A 21,199-nucleotide genomic window follows, 5' to 3' on the forward strand; every position below is an offset into this window, starting at 1 on the left:
ATCGGCCCCGGCAGACTTGACGACCGTTGGAGCCGGCGTGGTTTAAGCCGTATCAATCTCGGGACGGACGACGCCGATGGCTCGATGCCGATCCGGTGAGAGCAGCATGTAGAAGGCCGGTACCACGAAGAGCGTGAAGAGCGTGCCGATGCCCAGCCCCGTGACGATCACCAACCCGATGTCGAAGCGGCTGACCGCGCCCGGACCGGTCGCGGTGAGGAGCGGGATCATGGCGACCAGCATGGCGACCGTGGTCATCAGGATCGGGCGAAGCCGGATCGCCGAGGCTTGCTCGACGGCCTCGCGTTTGGAGAGTCCCTCGCGCTCGCGCAACTGGTTGGAGAACTCCACGATCAGGATGCCGTTCTTGGCGATCAGACCGATGAGCGTGATGAGCCCGACCTGGGTGTAGATGTTGACACTGGCGAACCCGAGAAAGAGGAAGGCGAGGGCGCCGGCGATGGTGAGCGGGACCGACATGAGGATGACGAAGGGGTCACGCCAGCTCTCGAACTGGGCGGCCAGCACCAGATAGATGATCAGCAGCGAGAGGAAGAAGGTGACCTCGAGTGCGGCACCTTCGGTCTTGAACTGGCGCGACTCGCCCTTGTAGTCCCAGCGCACGCCGCGCGGGAAGAGCTCGGACGCCTCTTGCTCCAGATAGGCGAGGGCGGCGCCCAAGGGCACGCCGGGCGTCATGACGCCCGAGAGCGTGATGGCGTTGAGCTGCTGGAACTGGACGCGTTTGGAGGGCTCGACCTCGTTGCGGATCTCGACCAGCGCCGACAGCGGGATCAGGTCGCCCGCGGCGTTGCGGACATAAAAGTCCTGCAACTCGCCGATATCGTTGCGGAAACGCTGTGCGACCTGAGGAATCACCTGATAACTGCGGCCTTCCAGGCTGAACCAGTTCACATAGTCTTCGTTCAGCATCACCGAGAGGCTGCGGCCGAGATCGGCCATGCTGATCCCCAGATCGCCCGCGAGATCGCGATCGATCTCCAAAACAGTGCGCGGCCGCTCGTACTTGATGTCCTTGCTCAGAAACATGAATTTGCCGCTGGCCATGGCCTTGCCGAGCAACTGGTCGGCGAGTCCGTCGAGCTCGGCGACGGGTCGATCCGAGAGCACGACGAACTCGATCGGAATGCCGTTGCCGGGCGTCGGCAGGCTCGGCCGCGGGAAGACGACCGTCTCCATCCCGGTGATCTCGCCGAGCATGCCCTGGAGCGGCGGTTGGATCTCCATCTGACCACGCTCGCGCTCCGAGGGCGGCGACATCTTGAAGCCGCCGAAGGTCATGCTCTGGTCGCCGCCCATGCCGGCGATGATGAAGCTCTCCTCGTACTCGGGAAAGGACTCGAAGATGGGCAGCATCTCGTCGATGTAGCGCAGGTTCAGATCGACGGTCGCGGTCTGGGGCGTGGTGCCCATGAAGAAGAGGATGCTCTGGTCCTCGGTCGGGGCCAACTCCTTTTTGGTCATGCTGTACATGCCGTAGATGGCGCCCAGGATGACGACGGCGACCAGGAGCGTGACGCCCGGATACGTAAGCCAGCGGTGCAGCAGGCGCCGATAACCCTCTGCAAGACGGGCAAACGCATGCTCCACGCCTTGCTCGAAACGGCCTTGCTCGCTGCCGGCGCGCAGGACGCGTCCGGCGAGCATCGGCGAGAGTGTGAGGGCCACCACGCCGGAGACCACCACGGCGCCGGCGAGTGTGAAGGCGAACTCGGTGAAGAGGGAGCCGACCAGCCCGCCCATGAAGCCGATGGGCGCGTAGACGGCGACCAGCGTCGTGGTCATGGCGATGATGGGCATGGCCAGCTCGCGCGCGCCGTCGATCGCCGCCTGCGTTCCGCTCTTGCCCATCTCGATGTGTCGGTGCACGTTCTCGACCACGATGATGGCGTCGTCGACGACCAGCCCGATGGCCAGAACCATCGCCAGCAATGTCAAGAGGTTGATCGAGAAACCCAAGAGCAGCATGAGGAAGCCGGCGCCGACGATCGAGAGCGGCACGGCGACCGAGGGGACCAGGGCGGCACGGAACGAGCCGAGCGACAGAAAGATGACGAGCAGCACGATCAGCACCGCCTCGGCGAGCGTCTTGAAGACCTCCGTGATGGATTCTTCGATGAACTCGCTGGCGTCGTAGGGCACGAACGCCTTCAGCCCTTCCGGGAATTGGGTCTCGAGCTCGGGCATCAGGTTGCGCACCCGTGCGGCGACGTCGAGCGGATTGGAGCCGGGCGCGGGCTCGATGCCGATAAAGATGGCCGGGATGCCCTTGTAGAGCGTGGCCGAGTCATAGGTTTTGGCACCCATCTCGACCTCGGCGATGTCGTCGAGACGGATCAGGGTGTCGTTCTGGGTGCGCACGACCAGGCGTTGGAAGTCCTCGACGCGACTGACGTCGGTGGTCGCCGACACATCGATCTGGACCTGATCCCCGCGCAACCGCCCGATGCCGGCGAGATAGTTGTTCTCGGCGAGCACACGGGCGACCTCGTCGCCGCCGACACCCAGCGAGGCCATGCGCGCGGGGTCGAGCCAGATCCGCATCGCAAAGGTCTGGTCGCCGAAGATCTCGGCCTTGGCAATGCCTTGCAGCGCCTGGAGCTGGGGCTGCACGACCCGGATCAGGTAGTCCGTGATCTGCGGCAGCGTCATCTCCTCGCTGTAGAAGGCGAGATACATGAGTGCGGTCGAGTCGCCGGTCGTGGAATCGATGACCGGGTTCTGCGCGGCCTCGGGCAGGACGTTCAGACGGCTGGCGACCTTCGCCTGGATCTCGGCGACGGCCGCGTTGGGGTCGTAGTTGAGGCGCATGTTCGCCTCGATGACCGAGATCCCGGCGGTGCTGGTGCCGACCAGATACTCGATCCCGTTGGCTTCGGCCACCGCCTGCTGCAGCGGGGTGGTGATGAAGCCCTGGACCAGGTCGCTGCTGGCACCGGGGTAGGCCGTGGTGATGGTGACGACGGTGTTTTGGGTTGCCGGGTATTGACGGATCTCCAGGTCGAGGAAGGCGCGAATGCCGAGGATGAAGATCAAGAGGCTGACGACGGTAGCCAGGACCGGGCGGTGGACGAAGATGTCGGTGAATTTCATGTCGCCGGGTCCTCGGGAACCCTTTCGGACTGGGGCTCGGGTTCAGGCGCAGGCGTGGGCTCGGATGTGTCGGCCGCGGGCGCCGCGTCCCCTGCATCGACGATCCGGACCTCTTGAGCGTTGTTGAGTTTGACTTGGCCGGACAAGACGACACGGTCGCCCTCGGCAAGTCCCTCCAGCACCGCGATCTCGTTTCCGCGTACCGCGCCGGTGCGCACTTGGCGGCGCTCGACGAGCGTCTTGCCGTCCTCCTCCCGGATGACGAAGACCGCGTCGCCGTAGGTATTGAAGGCGATGGCTTCACGCGGGATGGTCAGCACGGCGTCCTCGCGCGGCAAGAGTGTCGCCACCCGTGCAAACATGCCGGGGCGGAGCGCCAGGTCCGGATTGCTCAGGCCCGCACGGACCCGGACGTTGCGCGTGCCTTGGTCGATCCCCGGGCTGATGACCTGGATGACCCCGTCGAAGATCCGGTCCGGGTGCGCGGAGACGCGCACCTGCACCGGTTGTCCGACCTGCAGAAGTCCCAGGTGGCGTTCGGGCAGGGCGTAGTCGACATAAACCGGATCCAGGGTCTGAAGCGGGACGATCGAGGAGCCTTCGGCAAGGAACTGCCCGAGGTCGATCCGACGGATGCCCAGTTGTCCGTCGAAGGGCGCGCGGATCGTCTTCTTCTCGATCGTCGCCTGTTTGGCCTTGACCTGTGCGCGGGCCTGATCGAGCTGCGCGCTGAGTTCGTCGAAGTCGCCTTGAGCGACAGCACGGTCCTTGAGCAGCGAGCGGTTGCGGTCGACCTTGATCTGCGCGAGGCGCTCCGCGGCCTGCAATCCCTCCAGGTCGGCGCGATCGACCTCATCGGCCAGCTGGACCAGGATGTCGCCTTTCTTGACCATCGCGCCCGATTCGAACGCGATCGCCGTCACCTGTCCGGCGACCTCGTTGTTCACCTCCACGCCCTGGATCGCCTGCAGGGTGCCGACCGCCTCCAGGGTCGGCTCCCAAGCCGTCGTCTCGACCGTCACGGCGGTCACCGTCGGTGCCGGCATGGGTTGCGAGAACATGGCGCTCTCGGACTGGATCTGACTGTATTTCGCGTAGCCGAGGGCGCCGATCACTGCGGCCAGCACCATCAACACAAGCAGGATTCGGACGAACATGGGCGAGCTGTGCCTCTTTGAAAACGCCGTTGACGTGGCTTCGGGTCGTTGGTACACCGGATCCGGGGTCCGCCAAAACACCCGATCCGAAGCACTCGACGATGGGGTTAAACCCCGCCCAGCGCGGTATGCGATGTTTTTTGATCGGGTCGGATCGGATCGGCCTCGGCCGACTTGACGACCGTTGGAGTCAGCGCGGTTTAATCCAACAGGACCTGTTTCGCCTCGTTGATCTTGGAGGCCAGATAGTCCGAGCCGCCCCGGTCCGGATGCAGACGCTGGATCAGTCGCCGGTGTGCGCTCCGAACCTCTTGCGGACCGGCGTCGGGGCCGATACCGAGGATGGCGCGGGCCTCGTCGGACGGCATCTGCTCGATCGGTGCGTGCGGTGTCTCGGCGTGTCGGCGGTGCGGCGCCTCCGCGGTCTTGCGTCCGCGCTCGCGATCGAGGTAGACCTCGAGCGCCTCGGCCGACTCGGGGTCGCCTGCATAGCAGGTCTCGAGCATCTCGACGAGATCATCCGTCGGCACCTGATCGAGCGACTGCCCTGCGTGTGGTCCGGCCAGCACCTCGCCGCCGATCCGGCCCGAAAGATGGTCGATTTCGAGCAGGACGCAGCGCGTCGCGACGCGAGACCGGGTTGGGCTCTGATAGTTGGTCGCGCCCTTCAGCTCGCGGACCCACATGGCGGTGGCACCCGCCACGGCGCTCGGCATGAGGATGAAATTGACCAGCGGCACCATGCTCAGCATGGCCGCAGAAGCGCCGAAACCAAGGCTCATCCCGCGTTGCCGACCGAGACGTCGGCGCATCTCGCGAAACTTCAGCCCGTGGTTTCCCATCGGATAATCCGAATACTGAACGGCCAATACCCAGGCAATGTACAGAAACCAGAGGATCTGTCCGACGACGGGCACAAACAACAACAGCAAGAAAGGAATCGCAAGAACAACGGCATACAGCAGTTTTCGGATCTCGTCGACGAGCGTCGGCACGATCTCGGACATGACGCCGGCAAGGGTGGCGCCCTCATCGAGCGGGCGCCCGGTGAGCATCCTCTCGACCTTCTCGGCCAAGAGACCGTTGAAGGGCGACGCGATCAGGTTGGCCACCAGCGCGAAGAGGTTGAAGATCACGACGAGCAGGACCAGGGCGAACAGAGGCCAAAGCACCCAGTCCAGCCAGCCGAGCCAACTCGGAAGGCGCGCGTCGAGGGTGGCGAGGACGTTTCCGAACAGACGCACGCCCAGGGCGATGGCCGCAGAGAAGATTAGAACGTTGATCGCGAGCGGGACAGCGACGAACCGCCGCAACCCGGGTCGGGTGATCAGCCGCATGCCCTGGAGCAGGTATCCGGCACCTAGGAGAGGGTTGGTTGCCATAGCGATCACGGGCGGCCGCAGCCTTTGTCTAAGCGGGTGATTGCGTAACCGGGTCCCGGATCTTCGGGTCGGCACGGGCGTCGGTGCAGGTCGCGGCGGGCCGGCGACATCCGCGGCAGTATAGCCGGGGCGCCCGGTATGCGGCAGACGATCCGCGAATCCTGCGTGACGATTGCAGCTCGGATGTGGTTCTCCCTTGAACCCGCGCGTCTATTCAGGCAGCCTAAGCAGGTTTTATGACCAAATCCACTTTTTAACCGTCCCACACGAGGATCAACCTGATGAAAGAGGTCGTGGCCACGCTCGCACAAGCACGAGCAAAACTGGCGGCTATCGATATCGGTAAGACGTCCGTCTGGACCGTGGCCGTCGCGACTGTTGTCGGAACCCTGTACGTCACGCTTGCAGACCCTTTAGCGGAACCAGCACCGCTGTCTCCGATTCAAGTCGCCGCCAATCTTGCCCCGATCGGGACCCTGACCTTGACGGCACCGCCGCCGGCTGCCGAGCCTGCAGTGAGCGCTGCCGAGCCTGCGCCCGAGCCGGTGGCGCAAGCACCTGCCGACGAGGCACCCGCGGAGCCCGAGGCCGCTCCGTCGCCGGCGGCCGGCGCGCCGCACTTCGCGCCCTTGCGGGCAGCGCCTGCAGCGACGACTGCGCAACCGGAAATTGCGCCCGAGCCGGCAGCACAAGTCCTTGCTGACGAGGCCGCCCCTGAATCCGCACCGGTGGTGGATTCCGCTGCGGTCGAGCCCGCTTCCGAGGCTGTCCCCGAGGTCGAGGTCGCAACGGTCCCCGAGGTCGAGGCCGATGTGTCGATGCCCGTTGTCGAGCCGGCCGCCGAGGTCTCCGTAGAGCCGGCTGCGCCTACGACCCCGGACGCCCTCATCGAGGTGCCGGTGGTCGTCATGCCGGTGACCGCGGAGCCTGTTTCCGAGCCTCCGGCGACGGAGCCGGCATCGGCCGAAGCGCACATGATCGAGGCGGAGGTCGTCGAGGCGCCGCCGGCCGAGACGCCGGTGTCCTCCGAGCCGGTGGAGACACCCGTCCCGGTGGAGGCACCCGCTCCGGTAGAGGCACCCGCCCCGGTAGAGGCACCCGCCCCGGTAGAGGCACCCGCTCCGGTAGAGGCACCCGCTCCGGTGGAGGCACCCGCTCCGGTAGAGGCACCTGCTCCGGTGGAGGCACCCGCCCCGGTGGAGGCACCCGCCCCGGCAGAGGCACCCGCTCCGGTAGAGGCACCAGCTCCGGCGGAGGCACCTGCTCCGGTAGAGGCACCAGCCCCGGCAGAGGCACCTGCTCCGGTAGAGGCACCCGCCCCGACCCCGGCACCGGACGTGATCGCGCCGGTTGCGCCTACTCCGGCAACGGAGGTGGCTCCGACACCGCCGGTTGTCCAACCGATGCCGCGTTGGATGAATCACTTCGGTCCCATGCGTTAGGCCGAGGTTTTCGCATCGGTCCAGCACGATGGACCGATGCGGACCTCAGCCGACAGGCAAGCAACGGCGCGGCCGCGAGGCCGACATCGATGCGAAGATCCTGAGGGTCATCGCAGGCCCGGGAATGCACAAGCGCCAGAAAATACGGAGAATGTGATGGAGAAGCCGCACCTGCCGAAGTCGGTGACCGAAGTCGTCAAGCTGTACGATCCGCGGACCTGGCGCGAGAAGGGACTGTGGTGGACAGCAGGATTGTTCGTCGTCACCTATATCCTGGTGGTCACGATCCTCGCGATCTTCTGGTCGCGCTCTCCGGCGACCTTCGATGTCCGGGAAAAGGCCGCGAGCTTGGCCGGCGGCGACGGGAGCGATTCGGTGGGACTCGTGATCGGCAGCTACACGACCGCCGCCGCGATCGGCATCGCCGAGACCCTTTTGGATAAACCCGGCGGTTATCTGAGCAACGACATGACCCCGCCGGGCGTCTTCCTCGACAATATTCCGAATTGGGAGTTCGGTGCCCTCACCGAGCTGCGGGACCTGTCGCGAGCGATGCGCAACGAGTTTTCCCGATCCCAGACTCAATCGGTCGAGGACAAGGATCTTCAGGTCGCCGAGCCACAGTTCAGCTACGACTCCGAGTCATGGATCCTTCCGTCGACGGAATCCGAATATCGCAACGGCGTTGCCGCCATGTACCGATATTTCGAACGTCTCAGCGACGACAATGCCTCCGACGGGCAGTTTTTTGCGCGATCCGACAATCTGAGATCCTATTTTGCGGTGGTGGAAAAACGCCTGGGCAGCCTGGCTCAACGCCTCTCCTATGCCGTCGGGCAGGCCCATTTGGATACGTCGCTCGCGGGCGACCCAAGCGCGCAGCAGGCACGCCCGCCCGTCGGCGAGCGCGAGAACAAGACGCCGTGGATGGAGATCGACGACGTTTTTTTCGAGGCGCGCGGCTACACCTGGGCCTTGCTGCACACCCTTGAAGCCCTGTCGATCGATTTCGAGAAGGTGCTGGATGACAAGAATGCGCTGGTCTCCCTCCAACAGATCATCCGAGAGCTCAAGAACACCCAGGATCCGATCTGGAGCCCGATAATCCTGAACGGTACCGGATTCGGTCCGATGGGTAATCATTCCCTCGTGATGGCGTCCTATATCTCGCGCGCGAATGCGGCGATCATCGATCTCCGCAGCCTGCTCGAGAAGGGGTGATCGCCAAAACGTAGGATGGGTAGAGCGCAGCGAAACCCATCCTCCAAACGACAGCGTCTATTGACGAAGCGGCGAAGCGAAATCCGGCCTCCAAGCCGCGACGTCTGTCCGACGACATCGGCGTGCGAAGGATGGGTTTCGCTGCGCTCTACCCATCCGACGACTTGGGGGTTCAAGGTATCGCGTCGGGCTGCATCGCGGCCCTTGGCGTTAGGATCTCGGGAGGATGATCCCGCTCGAGCGAAGGTAGGCGATCACCTCGTCGGCCAAGACTTCCGGCGGGTTCCCGCCGGCATGCAGCTGCAACTCCGGTGCGGTCGGTTCTTCATACGGATCGTCGATCCCGGTAAATCCCTTGATCTCGCCGGCCCGTGCCTTCTTGTAGAGCCCCTTGGGGTCGCGGGTCTCGCAGATCTCGATCGGGGTATCGACGAAGACCTCGATGAAGTCGCCTTCCGGCATGGCGCGACGGACCCGGTCACGGTCCGCGCGATAGGGACTGATGAAGGCGGTCAGGGCGATGATGCCGGCTTGCGCAAAGAGGTGTGCGACCGCACCGATCCGTCGAATGTTCTCTTCACGATCGATCGCGGAGAATCCGAGGCCGAAACGCTGTGCGAACTCCTCGCCATGAACATCAAGGAGCATCCCGGGGCCGGCGTTGAGGGCATGGCGGACATTATCGCCGTCCAGTACCGCACTGTGGATGCCCTGCTGGTGGAGCCGATGGTCCAGCGTATTGGCGATCGTGCTCTTTCCCGAGCCGCTGAGCCCGGTGAACCAGAGCACGCAGCCCTTGTGACCCTTCATTGCTTCGCGATCTACGCGCGAGACCTGATGCTCATGCCAGGTCACATTGGTGTCGTTCATGGTCTATCCTCAAGGCTGTTTTTAGGGGTAACGACTCAAGTTAAACCGCGCCCAGTGCGGTATGCGATGTTATTGGATGGGATCGGCCCCGGCGGATTTCAGAACCGCTGGAGCCGGCGCGGTTTAGTTCACCCGAGCCGAGCGACTGAAGTGAAAACGCGAGCCGGAGCATCGCGTCCGGAGTCTCGGAGCCGATCCGAACGCCTGCGATCAGGTTCCGGGCGCGCGGGGCATCGAGAACCGTGTCTCGACGGTGCCGCCGCAGCCGACGATGCATTCCTCGTGCTGAATCGTGCAGATCGTCATCTCCGCAGCCGGGCAGGTGTCGGGCCTGATACACAGCGCCCCCGGGGTGGCGAGACAGGTCTCGTGATCCGCCGACAGCCGCTCGTAATGCATTCGACACTCCTCCTCGCGCACCCGTTGGCGCTGCTCGCACTGGCTTCGACTCAGGTCGCAGCTCGCCACGCACGCCTGTGCTCGCGGGTCGGTGGGCGAGATCAGCTGTCGTTCCTGCAGGTGATTGGTGCATCCGGCGGCGGCAAGGATCGCCAAGACGCCGATCAAAAGGTGCGCAGCGCGCGTGGAAAGGGTCCAGGGTGCCATCGGTGATCTCGCGTTGGTCAAGAAGGCGATTGTCGTCTGCGCAAGCGGCGACCGAGTAGATACAGCAGTGCGCCGTTGATGCCGACGCCGATTGCAAGCAAGGCAAGGTTGAGTGCGGCGGAGTCGATTCCCAGCAGGCCGCTGACCTGGCTTACGAACAGGCTCCATGGTAGCGCAAAGATGACAAGAAATATCCCGGACGATGGATCGCCGCCGAACAGCAGCAGGGCGATCGCACCGACCGAGACGGCCAGATAACCGGCGATGAGGTTGCGCATCGCCGTGGAGATCTCGGTGTGCGTGGCACTGGCCTTACGGGGGGCTTGTGGCATGATAACCTCCTGCCGATTCGAGGATTGAACGCCGACGATCATCGGGCAGAGCCGGGCCGGTACAGGGCCCATCCGACCATACCGTTCGAGCGTCCCGACCGATCACCGATACCCGATCGATCGACGACGGGCCGCGGAGAGACACAGATGAGCAAGGGCGAAGACAAAAAGAAGGAAGCCAAGAAGCAGCCGCTGAAGAACATGAAAGAGAAGCGGGCGGAGAAGAAGGCCAAGAAGGGCGGCCGAAGCGGCTGAGCGCAAGGGCTCCCGCATCGCGGGGCTCCGGTCCCATCTGCGGACTAGCTCCGCGCCGGAAGCGCGCTGCCGATCGCAGCGTCTTCCGGCGCATCCGGCTCGGCGCTTGCGCAGGGAAAGACCACGAGATGATCCGCTTCGAGTCGGATCCCGATGTCATCCCCGACGGCATGTTGATGGTGGCTCGGGACCAAGCAAAGCACCTCCGTTCCGCTTTCCAACCTGAGCTGGTAGAGGTATTCGGCACCGCGGAACGCACGTTCGACCACGACCGCGCGTCTCGGGCTGGTCTCGTCGTAGAGCATGTCGTCGGGTCGGATCAGCACCTCCGCCGCCGTTCCCGGTGCCAGACCATGCGGCTTGCTTCCGGCGACGCGCCCGAGCTCCGTCTTCACGCGTGTCTCGTCCACCACGACGGCCGGGAGCAACACGCCTTGCCCGATGAAATCGGCGACGAAGCGGTCCGCCGGCTCATGGTAGAGCCCGAACCCGGTTCCCCATTGTCGAATGCTCCCGTTCGCGATCACCCCGATCTGATCGGCCATGGCGAAGGCCTCGAGCTGGTCATGCGTGACCAGGATCGCCGTCACGCCCTCGCGTCTGAGTAGATCCCGGACCTCCCGGGCAAGCTGCTCGCGCAGCTCCGCGTCCATGCTGGAAAAGGGTTCGTCGAGCAAGAGGATCTCGGGGCGCGGTGCCATGGCGCGGGCGAGGGCGACCCGCTGCTGCATCCCTCCGGAGAGCTCGTGCGGATACAGGGATGCCGCTTGGCGCAGGTCCACCAGATCGAGAAGCTCGGCGACGCGATACTCGCGCTCGTCGCGTTTGAGTCCGCGCAGCCCGAACGCCACGTTGCGTGCGACCGTGAGGTGCGGGAACAGGGCGAAGTCCTGAAAGACCATGCCGACCCGACGTTGCTCCGGCGCAAGGGTGCGGCCGGGCACCGAGACGCGCCGTCCGCGCAACAAGACCTCGCCGCGACTGACCGGCTCGAACCCGGCGATGGCACGCAGCAGGGTCGTCTTGCCGCAGCCGCTCGGCCCGAGCAGACATCCGATGATGCCTTGCTCGAGCACGAAGGACACATCGCGCACGATCGTGGTGCCGCCATAGGCGACGCTGACGTCTCTGACCTCAAGCTGTGTCGGCATTGCGGGACTTGGTGATGGAACGGCTCAGCAGGATAACCGGAACCAAGCCTGCAAGCACGATGGTCAATGCGGCAGGCGCGGTGTCCGCCAGGCGCTCGTCGGAGGCCAGCTCGTAGGCGCGCACCGCGAGTGTGTTGAAATTAAAGGGTCGCAGGATCAGGGTCGCCGGGAGCTCTTTGAGCACGTCGACGAAGACCAAGAGCACCGCGGTGAGCAGGCTGCCCCTGAGCATCGGGATGTGGATACGCCGCAACACCTGCCCCGGCCGATAGCCCATGGCGCGACCGGCCTCGTCCATCGACGGACGGATGCGCCCGAGCCCGGCCTCGACCGTCTGTAGCGCGACGGCCAGAAAGCGTGTCAGGTAGGCGAAGATCAGGGCCGCCAGGGTCCCGCTCAACAACAGACCGGTCGAGACATCGAAGGTTTGGCGCATCCAAGCGTCCAGGGTGTTGTCGAACCAGGCGAAGGGGATGATGACGCCGATGGCGATGACGGTGCCGGGCACGGCATAGCCCAGACCGGCGATCTTGACGGCTCCGTTGACTGCACGGGTCGGATGCAGACGTTTGCCGTAGCCCAACACCAGGGCCAGCAGCAAGGCGATCAATGCAGCGATGGCCGCGAGCTCGAGGCTGTTGCGCACCAGGCGCCAAAAGGCTGCATCGTACGCGCCCTCGGCGATCGTCAGTGCCCAGACGGCGAGCTGCCCGGCGGGGATCAGGAACCCGAGCATCAGCGGGATCAGGCAAAAGACCGCGGCCGCGACGGCGCGCCAGCCGGTCAGGTGGTAACGGCGGATCGATTGATGCCGCCGGCCGGTGTCGTGATAACGGGCCTGGCTGCGCGAGATCCGCTCCAGCGCGATCAGGACCAGGACGAAGCCGAGCAGCATCGCCGAGAGTTGGGCGGCTGCCGCGGCGTTGTTCAGGCCGAACCAGGTGCGGAAGATCCCGGTCGTGAAGGTTTGGACGCCGAAATACTGAACCGTGCCGTAATCGGCCAGGGTCTCCATCAGGGCCAGTGTGAGTCCGGCGACGATGGCCGGGCGTGCCAGGGGCAGGGCGACCGAGAAGAAGGTGCGCCAAGGGCCATTGCCGAGTGTACGGCTGACGTCGAGCACGCACAGCGACTGACTCAGAAAAGCGGCTCGACTGAGCAGATAGACGTAGGGGTAGAGGACCAGCGCCAGCATCAGGGCGGCCCCTTCGAGCGAGCGGATCTCGGGAAACCAGTAGTCTCCGAAACCCCATCCGGTCCAGTCCCTGAGCGTGGTCTGAACCGGTCCGGCGAAATCCAGCATGCCGGTGTAGGTGTAGGCGATGATGTAGGCAGGCATCGCCATGGGCAGGATCAGCGCCCACTCGAACAGGCCGCGTCCCGGGAAGCGACACATGCTGGTCAGCCAGGCCGTGCCGACGCCGCCGATCAGGGTTCCGACGGCGACTCCGAGCATCAACAGCAGCGTGTTGAGCACATAATCGGCGAGGACCGTGTCGACGAGGTGCTGCCAGACATCGCCGGCGGGAACCAGGATGAAGCCGACGATCACCAGCACCGGCAGTCCGGTCAAGAGTGCGATCGCGACGATGCTTGCCGACCACAACCCCCGGCGCTCATGCGTTCTCACGATCGCCTCATGAAAGGGACTGCCCCTGCGTTGCGGAGGGCCGCCGAGAGGGCCCTTTCAGGGCCCATTATCGCGTCTCGGACGGTCTCCCGTCTATTTCCAGCCGGCGCGGTCCATCAGGCGTACGGCATCCGGCCCGAATTCGCCGAGCTTCGAGAGTTGAATGTCGTCGCCCTTGAACTCGCCCCAGGATTGCAGGAGCTCGCTGACTTGGGCGCCCGTGAGGACCGGATACTCGCCGTTGACCCCCGCATACCAGGCCTGAGACTCGGGACTGACGAGGAACTCCGCAAGCTTGACCGCGGCCTCCTTGTTCTTCGCCGAGTGGGTCATGGCGATCCCGCTCACGTTGACGTGGGCTCCGCGTCCGTCCTGGTTTGGCCAGAAGACCCGCATGACCTGCGCGGCATCAACCTGACTTTGATCGCCCGAGGTCAGCATGCCGGCCAGGTAGTAGGTATTGGCGATGGCGATGTCGCATTGCCCGGCTGCTGCCGCGGCGATCTGATCCCGATCACCGCCTTTGGGCGGACGTGCCATGTTGGCGACGAGCCCTTTCGCCCAGGTCTCCGTGGCTTCGACGCCGTCGGCGGCAATCATCGAGGCAACCATCGATTGGTTGTAGATGTTGTCCGAGGAGCGGATGCAGATGCGTTTCTTCCAAGCCGGATCGGCCAGCGCCTCGTAGGTCGTGAGGCTGGTCGGATCGACCTTGCCCTCGACATAGAGGATCGGGCGTGCGCGCAGCGACAGACCGAACCAATGACCCTCGGGGTCACGATAGGTCTCCGGGATCGCCTCGACCAGCACCTGACTCTCGATCGGCTGCGTCACTCCGGATGCTTTGGCGCGATGGAGGTTGCCGGCGTCGACGGTCACCAGCAGATCGGCCGGCGAGTTGATGCCCTCGCTCTCCAGGCGCTTGAGCAAGGTCTCTGCCTTGTCCGTGACCATGTTGACCTTGATCCCGGTTTGCTCGGTGAAACGATCCAGCAAGGGTTTGATCAGCTCTTCCTTGCGCGCGGAGTAGAGGTTGACCTCCTCGTCGGCCGCGGCGACGCTCGGCGGGACGGAGAAGATGAGCGCCGCGGCGATCCCGCCGGTGATCGAGGAGAGAAGATAGCGTGCTGGTTTCATACGTTTGGGCCTCCTGATGGGCCAAATGGGGTTTGATGTGCCGGCGGGATTCCGCCTCGCATCAAGAATAATGGGAACAGTTCGCATTAACAAGCCCGTGCTGAATGCGGCGAAAAAAGCCACGTGTGCTCGGTATATAATCCATCGGTTATGTTGATGGCCGTGCAAAACCCCTTGAAACCGGGGTGCGGCGCTCGGACATGAGTCTCGGTAGGATCCGATCCCGACCGACCCGATGTTTTCCGAACGCCCCGCGGGATGTTGAAACCCGCCGCGAAGGGCGTATAGTAAATACCCAGTAAAACGCTCAAGAAAACGGAGCCAGGAGAGATGACCTCAACCCAAGCTGTCGACGATATCGTCCGATCCGAGTACGAGCATGGGTTCGTGACCGAGATCGAGTCCGATACCCTGCCGCCCGGTCTGGACGAAGGGGTGGTGCGTGCCATCTCCGCCCGCAAGGGCGAGCCCGAGTTCATGACCGAGTTGCGGCTCAAGGCGTACCGGCATTGGCTGACCATGCCGACACCGCACTGGGCCTCGGTCCACTATCCGCCGATCGATTTCCAGTCGATCTCCTACTTCTCGGCCCCGAAACGCCCGGAAGACATGCCTAAGAGTCTCGACGAGATCGACCCGGCCTTGCTCGAGACTTACGAGAAGCTCGGCATCCCGATCGAGGAGCAAAAGGCGCTCGCCGGGATCGCCGTGGATGCCGTGTTCGACAGCGTCTCGGTCGCGACGACCTTCCGGGCCGTGTTGGCCGACGCAGGCGTCATCTTCTGCTCCATCTCCGAGGCCGTTCACGAGCATCCGGAGCTGATCAAACAGTACCTGGGCTCGGTGGTTCCGCATACCGACAACTATTACGCCGGCCTCAACGCCGCGGTCTTCAGCGACGGTACCTTCGTGTACGTCCCGAAGGGCGTACGTTGTCCAATGGAGTTGAGCACCTATTTCCGAATCAATGCGCGCAACACCGGCCAGTTCGAGCGTACCTTGATCATCGCCGAAGCCGGCAGCTATGTCAGCTATCTCGAAGGCTGCACGGCGCCCCAGCGCGACGAGAACCAGCTCCATGCGGCGGTCGTCGAGCTGATCGCCATGGACGACGCCGAGATCAAATACTCGACGGTGCAGAACTGGTATCCCGGAGACGCCCAAGGCCGAGGCGGCATCTACAACTTCGTGACCAAGCGCGGGGACTGCCGCGGCGCACGCTCCAAGATCTCCTGGACCCAGGTCGAGACGGGATCCGCGATCACCTGGAAGTACCCCAGCTGCATCTTGCGCGGCGACGATTCGATCGGCGAGTTCTACTCGGTCGCCGTCACCAAAGGCCGTCAGCAGGCCGATACCGGCACCAAGATGATCCATCTCGGGCGCAATACCCGCTCGACCATCGTCTCCAAGGGGATCTCGGCGGGCGAGGGCCAGCAAACCTATCGCGGTCTGGTGCGGATCAGTCAACGCGCCGAGGGTGCGCGCAACCACACCCAGTGCGACTCCCTGCTGATCGGCGACCGGTGCAGCGCGAATACATTTCCCTATATCGAGGTCAAGCACCCGAGCGCCAATCTGGAGCACGAGGCGACCACCTCGAAGATCAGCGACGACCAGCTGTTCTACTGCCGCTCGCGCGGACTCACCGAGGAAGACGCGGTCTCGATGATCGTCAACGGCTTCTGCAAAGAGGTCTTCAACGAGCTGCCGATGGAGTTCGCGGTCGAGGCCCAGAAGCTCTTGAGCATCAGCCTGGAAGGCGCGGTCGGTTGAACCGCATTGAACCGCTATTGAACCGCGTTCGGATGACTCTGCGAGCTTGGAGCTTGCGTTCGGTCTTGCGGCGATCAACGCCGTTCGCGCGACGCGGTTCAAGACTTTTAAAACGACATTAAACACATCGATCGCGTCGGCTCAGACGCTTATCGCCGGCTTTCGTGTCGATCCAATCAAAGGATGTCGCATGTCACGCCGGACGCGATCGATCAGGAGACTTAATGATGTTGTCTGTGAAAGGCCTGCGGGCCAAAGTGGGTGAAAACGAGATCCTGACGGGGCTGGATCTGGAGGTCGGTCCCGGCGAGATCCACGCCATCATGGGTCCGAACGGCTCGGGCAAGAGCACCTTCTCGCATGTCCTGTCCGGACGCGAGGGTTACGAGGTCACGGCCGGCTCCGTCACCTTCGAAGGGCAGGATCTGCTCGCGCTCGAGCCCGAGGAGCGCGCGCATCTGGGCGTCTTCCTGGCGTTTCAGTATCCGGTCGAGCTGCCCGGCGTCAACAACACCTATTTCTTGAAGGCCGCGCTCAACAGCATCCGTAAAGCCCGCGGCGAGAGCGAGTTGGACGCGGTGTCGTTTCTTCGCCTCATCAAGGAGAAGCTGAAGATCCTGCATCTCAACGACTCCTTGCTCAAGCGCGCGGTCAACGCCGGATTCTCGGGCGGCGAGAAGAAGCGCAACGAGATCTTCCAGATGGCGCTGCTCGAACCCAAGCTCGCGATCCTCGACGAGACCGACTCCGGGCTCGACATCGACGCCCTGCGCGTCGTCGCCGACGGCGTCAATGCGCTGCGCAGCCCCGAACGCTCCATGATCGTGGTCACCCATTATCAGCGTCTGCTCGACTACATCGAGCCCGATCGTGTTCATGTCCTGGCGAAAGGCCGGATCATCCGCTCGGGCGGCAAGGAGTTGGCACTGGAGCTCGAAGAGAAGGGATACGGCTGGATCCTCGAGCAGGAGCAGGCGGCATGAACGGCGCTGCGCCTACCAGTTTCGACACCTGGCTCTCCGCGCGCGCTGACGGCGAGGCCGGCGCCGGGCTCGATTGGCTCGAGGCGCAGCGGCGCAGCGCACTTGACCAAGTGCGCGAGCAAGGCGTGCCGGGCACCAAGCAGGAGGCGTGGCGCTACACCAGTCTGAAGCGATTGATCGAGCAGGGATTCGCCCGAGTGGAGGACGAGGTGACCGCGCTGCAGCTGCACGACATCGATGAGCTGCTGATCCCGGAGCTGGACAGCCATCGCGTAGTGATGGTGAATGGCCGTTATACGCCTTCGCTGTCGGCACTCGGCGACCTGCCGCGCGGTGTTCGGATAACGGGTCTGCGGGCCTTGTTGGCAAGCGATCCCGATGCCCTTCGCGAGCGCCTCAACGGCGTGGCAGGGGAGAGCCAGCCCCTGTTTGCGGCATTGAACACGGCGGGTCTGGACGACGGCCTGGTGGTCTTGCTCGACCGCGGTGCGATCCTCGAGCGGCCGATCGAGCTGATCCATCTCTCCGTCGGGATGGACGAGCCGCGCGTCGCACAGCCCCGTCATCTGGTGTCGCTCGCGGACGGTGCACAGGCGACCCTGATCGAGCGGTATGTGAGTCTCGGCGAGTCGCTCTATTGCACCAACTCGGTGCTGGAGCTGTCGCTCGGTCGAGACGCCGTGCTCAAGCACGACCGCATCCAGGTCGAGAGCCCCAACGCCTTCCACATCACGGGCCTTTACCTCAGCCAGGATGCCAACAGCCGTTACGTCGGCGTCAATATCGGCCTAGGGGCCGCCTGGGCGCGTACCGATCTGGTGACCCGCTTCAGCGGCGAGCATGCCGAATGCGATCTGCAGGGGCTCTATCTCGCGGGCGATCGGCAGTTGATGGATTATCACATCGACGTGGATCATGCGGTTCCGTCGTGCTCGAGCCGCGAGACCTTCAAGGGCATCCTCTACGGCAAGGGCCGAGCGGTCTTCGACGGCCGGGTCGTGGTGGCCAAGGACGCGCAGAAGACCGACGCGGCCATGTCCAACAAGAACCTCATGTTGTCCGAGAACGCGGAGATCGATACCAAGCCGCAGCTCGAGATCAACGCCGACGATGTGAAGTGCAGCCACGGCACGACGGTCGGCCAGATCGAGCCCGAGAAGCTCTTTTATCTGCGCTCGCGCGGTATCTCCGCACCGCTCGCGCGTCGCATGCTCTGCTTGGGATTCGCCGAGGAGATCATCGAAGCGTTGCACAGCGACGCACTGCGCGAGGCGGTCTCGGAGGAGGTCGGGCGCCGACTCGAAACCGCACCGCTAACCTAAACCGCGTCAGGAGCGGTCGACGAGGGATGATTTGAAGAGTGCCCACTTGCCGACTCCGGGAGATGTCGAGTCGGCGCGGTTTAGAGGTTGAGGATTCACTTACTTGAACCGCGTCTACTCCGGGGACATTGGCTCGACAAGGGCCGAGCCGTTCGGAGGGATCGCATGTCGCGACGGACGCGGTTCAACCGGAAATTGCAGTCAAGAGGTCGAGCATGAACAGACTGGCCCGCTTCGCCGGCTTCGGGAAGCATGACGAGAAGAGTGCGGATACGGCCGTCCTCACGGAGGATGTCGCGGTCGAGCAGATGGACGCCGAGGAGCTGCGCGAGCCGATCATCGAGGCGCTGCGCAGCGTGCAGGATCCCGAGATCCCCATCAACATCTATGATCTCGGTCTGATCTATCGGGTCGACATCTCCCCGGTGGGTGACGTGTCGATCGACATGACGCTGACCGCGCCGGCCTGTCCGGTCGCCGGCATGATGCCGATCATGGTCAAGGATGCCGTCGCCAAGGTCGAGGGTGTGGGCCTGGTTCAGGTCGACCTGGTGTGGGATCCGCCTTGGAGTCAGGTAAACATGAGCGACGAGGCTCGTCTCCAGCTCGGTTTGATGTGACGGCGCTAAACCGCGTCCAGAGCGAGATGCTTACTTTCCAGTGAGTTCGACGTTTTGTGCATCAACGTCCCTTAGATGGACGCGGTTTAAAATGGAATATTTTTAATATCTTAAACCGCGCAGACGCCAACGGTCGTCAAGTCTGCCGTGGCCGATCCCATCCAAGAACATTGCATACCGCGCTGGGCGCGGTTTAAGTGCGAAGCAGACACAGAGGGACGCGCAGCTCGGCGTCGCTGAGTCCGCCATGGACCCCGATCTGTCGGTGTGGCTGCTCGAAGGGCAGCCACTGCCGGATGACGCCGTTGCCCTTCGGGAGCAAACAGACGTCCCCGACACGCTCCATGAAGCGCGGGTGCATCCTCCCGGCACCGAAGAACCCCTCCTCGACGAGCTGCTCGCTCGGCACCAGGTCGACGCGGTCCGCCAAGACATCGCTGCAGTAATCGCCGAATGCGGCTGCATGGCCGGACCTCAGATAGCAGAAGGCCGCACGGGGTTCGCCGCACAGCGGAAGCAAGAGGTGGTTTTCGAGCTCCGGATGATCGGCAAGATCGATCGTGTCAGTTGGCTGCGTATCCACTTGACCGTGATCCGCGCAGACCAGCATCAGGCTGTCCGTATCGGCGATCTCGTGCATGAAAATCGCGATTTCCTGCTCGATCTCGCGAAGATGGGCCAGTGCGGCCGGGCTCTCCATCCCTTGCTCGTGACCGATGGCATCCAGTCTCGGCCAGTACAGATAGAGATACTTAGGCTCGCGTCGACGCCGCCCCCAGCCGTGGAGAACCCCGGCGGTTCGCACGAACATGTCGCGCAATCCCTTGAAGGTCACCAGCTCACCGCGTCCGAGGTGTGCGCGGTTGAAGTCGGACCGGGCGATGTGCGCCGGCGAGACCAGGATGCTGCGGGTAGCGATCCGGTCGGAGACCGGTGTGGTGCCGAACAGCTTGACCGGATCGATCCCGGCCTTCCGATAGGGCACGCCGCCGAAGCGCGGTGTGCCCGGCAGCACCGTCATCACGCATCCAAGCTCCCCGAGATAGGTATGCCAACCGGTCAGCCCGTGTGCCGACGGCGCTTCCCCGGTGAGGAAGGTCGGGATGGCGGCCGCCGTCGTCGAGGGGAAGACCGAGGTGAGGGTCGTGCGCCGGGCTTGGCTCAGGATCCCGTCCGGCGATTGCCTGTCGAGCCAATCGGCGCCGAGGCCGTCGATGACCAGGAGGATCAGATTGGTGGCTTGCGCCAGCTCATCCGTCGACAGATCGCGCAGGCTCGGGGCGTCGGACCGCCCGCCGCGGGCCTGGATGATGCTGCTCATTAGATTGACGAGGCCGCCGCCGTCGTAGTCCGGCCGTGTCATCGTCATCGTCAGCTCGGCCAGCGGCGGGGGATTGACCATAATGACGCTCCCGTTGCTTAGGCGATTTCCGCAAAATTCCATACCGTAGGTTGTGCTGACGGCAGGAAGCACAACATCCGCCGACGGTTGGTTGTGCCTCGCACGGCTCGGCACAACCTACACCCTTGCGCGTGCCGCAGACGCGCAAGGCCCGTGCGAAGACGGTTCAGGCGTGTTGGCCGGCCGATTTGCGGCGCAACAGAAACCAGATCAGGGCCAAAACGAGCACCGCCGAGAAGGCGAGCACATAGGGTCTGAGCGGCTCGATGACGTCGGTGATGCGGTGGAAATCCTCCTTCAGGGTGTAGGCCCCGAACCCGAAGGCCCCGACCCACAGACTGGTTCCCAGGATGGTTCCCGTGAGGAAGCGCCACCAGGGCATCTGCAGTGCCCCGGCCGCGATATTGCTGGTCTGACGCAGCCCGTCGAGAAAGCGCGCGACGATGAGCAACCCGATCCCCCAACGCGCGAAGGCCGCCTCGGCCTTGTCCAGACGCTCGCGGTGTTTGGATGCGCGTTTGAGCAGCCCCTGCAACCCGTAGCGTCCGATCAGATAGCCGATGATGTCGCCGAGCTGGGTCGCCGTCCACGCCACGATCAGGACCACGACGATGTCCATCTTCCCCGTCGCGGCCAAGAGTGCGCAGGCGATCAAGAGGGTCTGTCCCGGTAGCGGGATCCCGAATCCTTCGGCCATGCAGGCGACAAACAGCGCCCAGAGCCCGTAGCGATCCAGGATCGGCTGCAGGCTCGCGATCCCGGAGGTCAAGGTTGTTGCGATTTCGGCTTCGAGACTCAT

17 protein-coding genes are annotated in these 21,199 nt (G+C 64.0%); 6 read left to right on the forward strand and 11 right to left on the reverse strand.

The features are described from left to right. Nucleotides 1–42: 42 nt before the first annotated feature. From KFB96_RS03780 to cysZ, 3 genes are all read right to left on the reverse strand, one after another. Nucleotides 43–3,114, reverse strand: a complete 3,072-nt coding sequence (locus KFB96_RS03780; protein WP_213459138.1) for an efflux RND transporter permease subunit — start codon at nt 3,112–3,114, stop codon at nt 43–45. Beyond that, a complete protein-coding gene (locus tag KFB96_RS03785; protein WP_213459140.1) occupies nt 3,111–4,271 on the reverse strand; it encodes an efflux RND transporter periplasmic adaptor subunit in 1,161 nt (386 codons plus the stop codon). The genes KFB96_RS03780 and KFB96_RS03785 overlap by 4 nt, the downstream gene beginning before the upstream one ends. Before the next feature lie 200 nt (nt 4,272–4,471). Continuing rightward, nucleotides 4,472–5,653, reverse strand: a complete 1,182-nt coding sequence (gene cysZ / locus KFB96_RS03790; RefSeq protein WP_213465972.1) for a sulfate transporter CysZ — start codon at nt 5,651–5,653, stop codon at nt 4,472–4,474. Nucleotides 5,654–5,934: 281 nt separating this feature from the next. Here cysZ and KFB96_RS03795 point away from each other — a divergent pair, with 281 nt between their 5' ends. After that, the gene (locus tag KFB96_RS03795; protein WP_213459142.1) at nt 5,935–7,095 is read left to right on the forward strand and encodes a hypothetical protein; all 1,161 of its coding nucleotides are present in this window, start codon (nt 5,935–5,937) and stop codon (nt 7,093–7,095) included. 156 nt (nt 7,096–7,251) lie between these two features. Beyond that, nucleotides 7,252–8,316, forward strand: coding sequence for a DUF2333 family protein (locus KFB96_RS03800; RefSeq protein ID WP_213459144.1), 1,065 nt, complete (start codon nt 7,252–7,254; stop codon nt 8,314–8,316). A gap of 210 nt (nt 8,317–8,526) precedes the next feature. Here the strand turns inward: KFB96_RS03800 and cysC are convergent, their stop codons facing one another. The 6 genes from cysC to KFB96_RS03830 all read right to left on the reverse strand — a co-directional run bounded on the left by cysC (nt 8,527) and on the right by KFB96_RS03830 (nt 14,297). Beyond that, nucleotides 8,527–9,186, reverse strand: a complete 660-nt coding sequence (gene cysC / locus KFB96_RS03805) for an adenylyl-sulfate kinase (RefSeq protein WP_213459146.1) — start codon at nt 9,184–9,186, stop codon at nt 8,527–8,529. Nucleotides 9,187–9,396: 210 nt separating this feature from the next. Then, nucleotides 9,397–9,792 carry a hypothetical protein gene (locus tag KFB96_RS03810; protein ID WP_213459148.1) on the reverse strand — a complete coding sequence of 132 codons (396 nt, stop codon included), beginning with the start codon at nt 9,790–9,792 and terminating at the stop codon, nt 9,397–9,399. Between the two features lie 17 nt (nt 9,793–9,809). Next, entirely contained in the window at nt 9,810–10,124 is a 315-nt protein-coding gene (locus KFB96_RS03815; protein WP_213459150.1) for a hypothetical protein, read from the reverse strand. Between the two features lie 299 nt (nt 10,125–10,423). Further along, entirely contained in the window at nt 10,424–11,530 is a 1,107-nt protein-coding gene (locus tag KFB96_RS03820; RefSeq protein WP_213459152.1) for an ABC transporter ATP-binding protein, read from the reverse strand. Further along, nucleotides 11,514–13,160: an iron ABC transporter permease gene (locus tag KFB96_RS03825; protein ID WP_213459154.1), complete on the reverse strand. Its 1,647-nt coding sequence runs from the start codon at nt 13,158–13,160 to the stop codon at nt 11,514–11,516. Before KFB96_RS03825 ends, KFB96_RS03820 begins: the two co-directional genes overlap by 17 nt. A gap of 93 nt (nt 13,161–13,253) precedes the next feature. Next, complete coding sequence (locus KFB96_RS03830) at nt 13,254–14,297, reverse strand: Fe(3+) ABC transporter substrate-binding protein (RefSeq protein WP_213459156.1); 1,044 nt, start codon at nt 14,295–14,297, stop codon at nt 13,254–13,256. Nucleotides 14,298–14,627: 330 nt separating this feature from the next. Between KFB96_RS03830 and sufB the strand changes: the two genes are divergently transcribed. The 4 genes from sufB (at nt 14,628) to KFB96_RS03850 (ending at nt 18,998) form a co-directional block, all read left to right on the forward strand. Further along, a complete protein-coding gene (gene sufB / locus KFB96_RS03835; RefSeq protein ID WP_213459158.1) occupies nt 14,628–16,073 on the forward strand; it encodes a Fe-S cluster assembly protein SufB in 1,446 nt (481 codons plus the stop codon). A gap of 227 nt (nt 16,074–16,300) precedes the next feature. Further along, entirely contained in the window at nt 16,301–17,056 is a 756-nt protein-coding gene (gene sufC, locus KFB96_RS03840) for a Fe-S cluster assembly ATPase SufC (protein WP_213459160.1), read from the forward strand. Continuing rightward, a complete protein-coding gene (sufD, locus tag KFB96_RS03845) occupies nt 17,053–18,378 on the forward strand; it encodes a Fe-S cluster assembly protein SufD (RefSeq protein WP_213459162.1) in 1,326 nt (441 codons plus the stop codon). The genes sufC and sufD overlap by 4 nt, the downstream gene beginning before the upstream one ends. 215 nt (nt 18,379–18,593) lie before the next feature. After that, nucleotides 18,594–18,998, forward strand: a complete 405-nt coding sequence (locus KFB96_RS03850; protein WP_213459164.1) for an SUF system Fe-S cluster assembly protein — start codon at nt 18,594–18,596, stop codon at nt 18,996–18,998. A gap of 193 nt (nt 18,999–19,191) precedes the next feature. On the opposite strand, the gene KFB96_RS03855 is transcribed toward KFB96_RS03850, so the two are convergent. Then, nucleotides 19,192–20,400 (reverse strand): alkaline phosphatase family protein, encoded by a 1,209-nt coding sequence (locus tag KFB96_RS03855; protein WP_213501720.1) that lies wholly within the window; start codon nt 20,398–20,400, stop codon nt 19,192–19,194. Nucleotides 20,401–20,566: 166 nt separating this feature from the next. After that, complete coding sequence (locus KFB96_RS03860) at nt 20,567–21,199, reverse strand: DedA family protein (protein WP_213459168.1); 633 nt, start codon at nt 21,197–21,199, stop codon at nt 20,567–20,569.

This window comes from Thiocapsa sp., assembly GCF_018399035.1.
In the GTDB taxonomy this organism is placed as follows: Bacteria; Pseudomonadota; Gammaproteobacteria; order Chromatiales; family Chromatiaceae; genus Thiocapsa.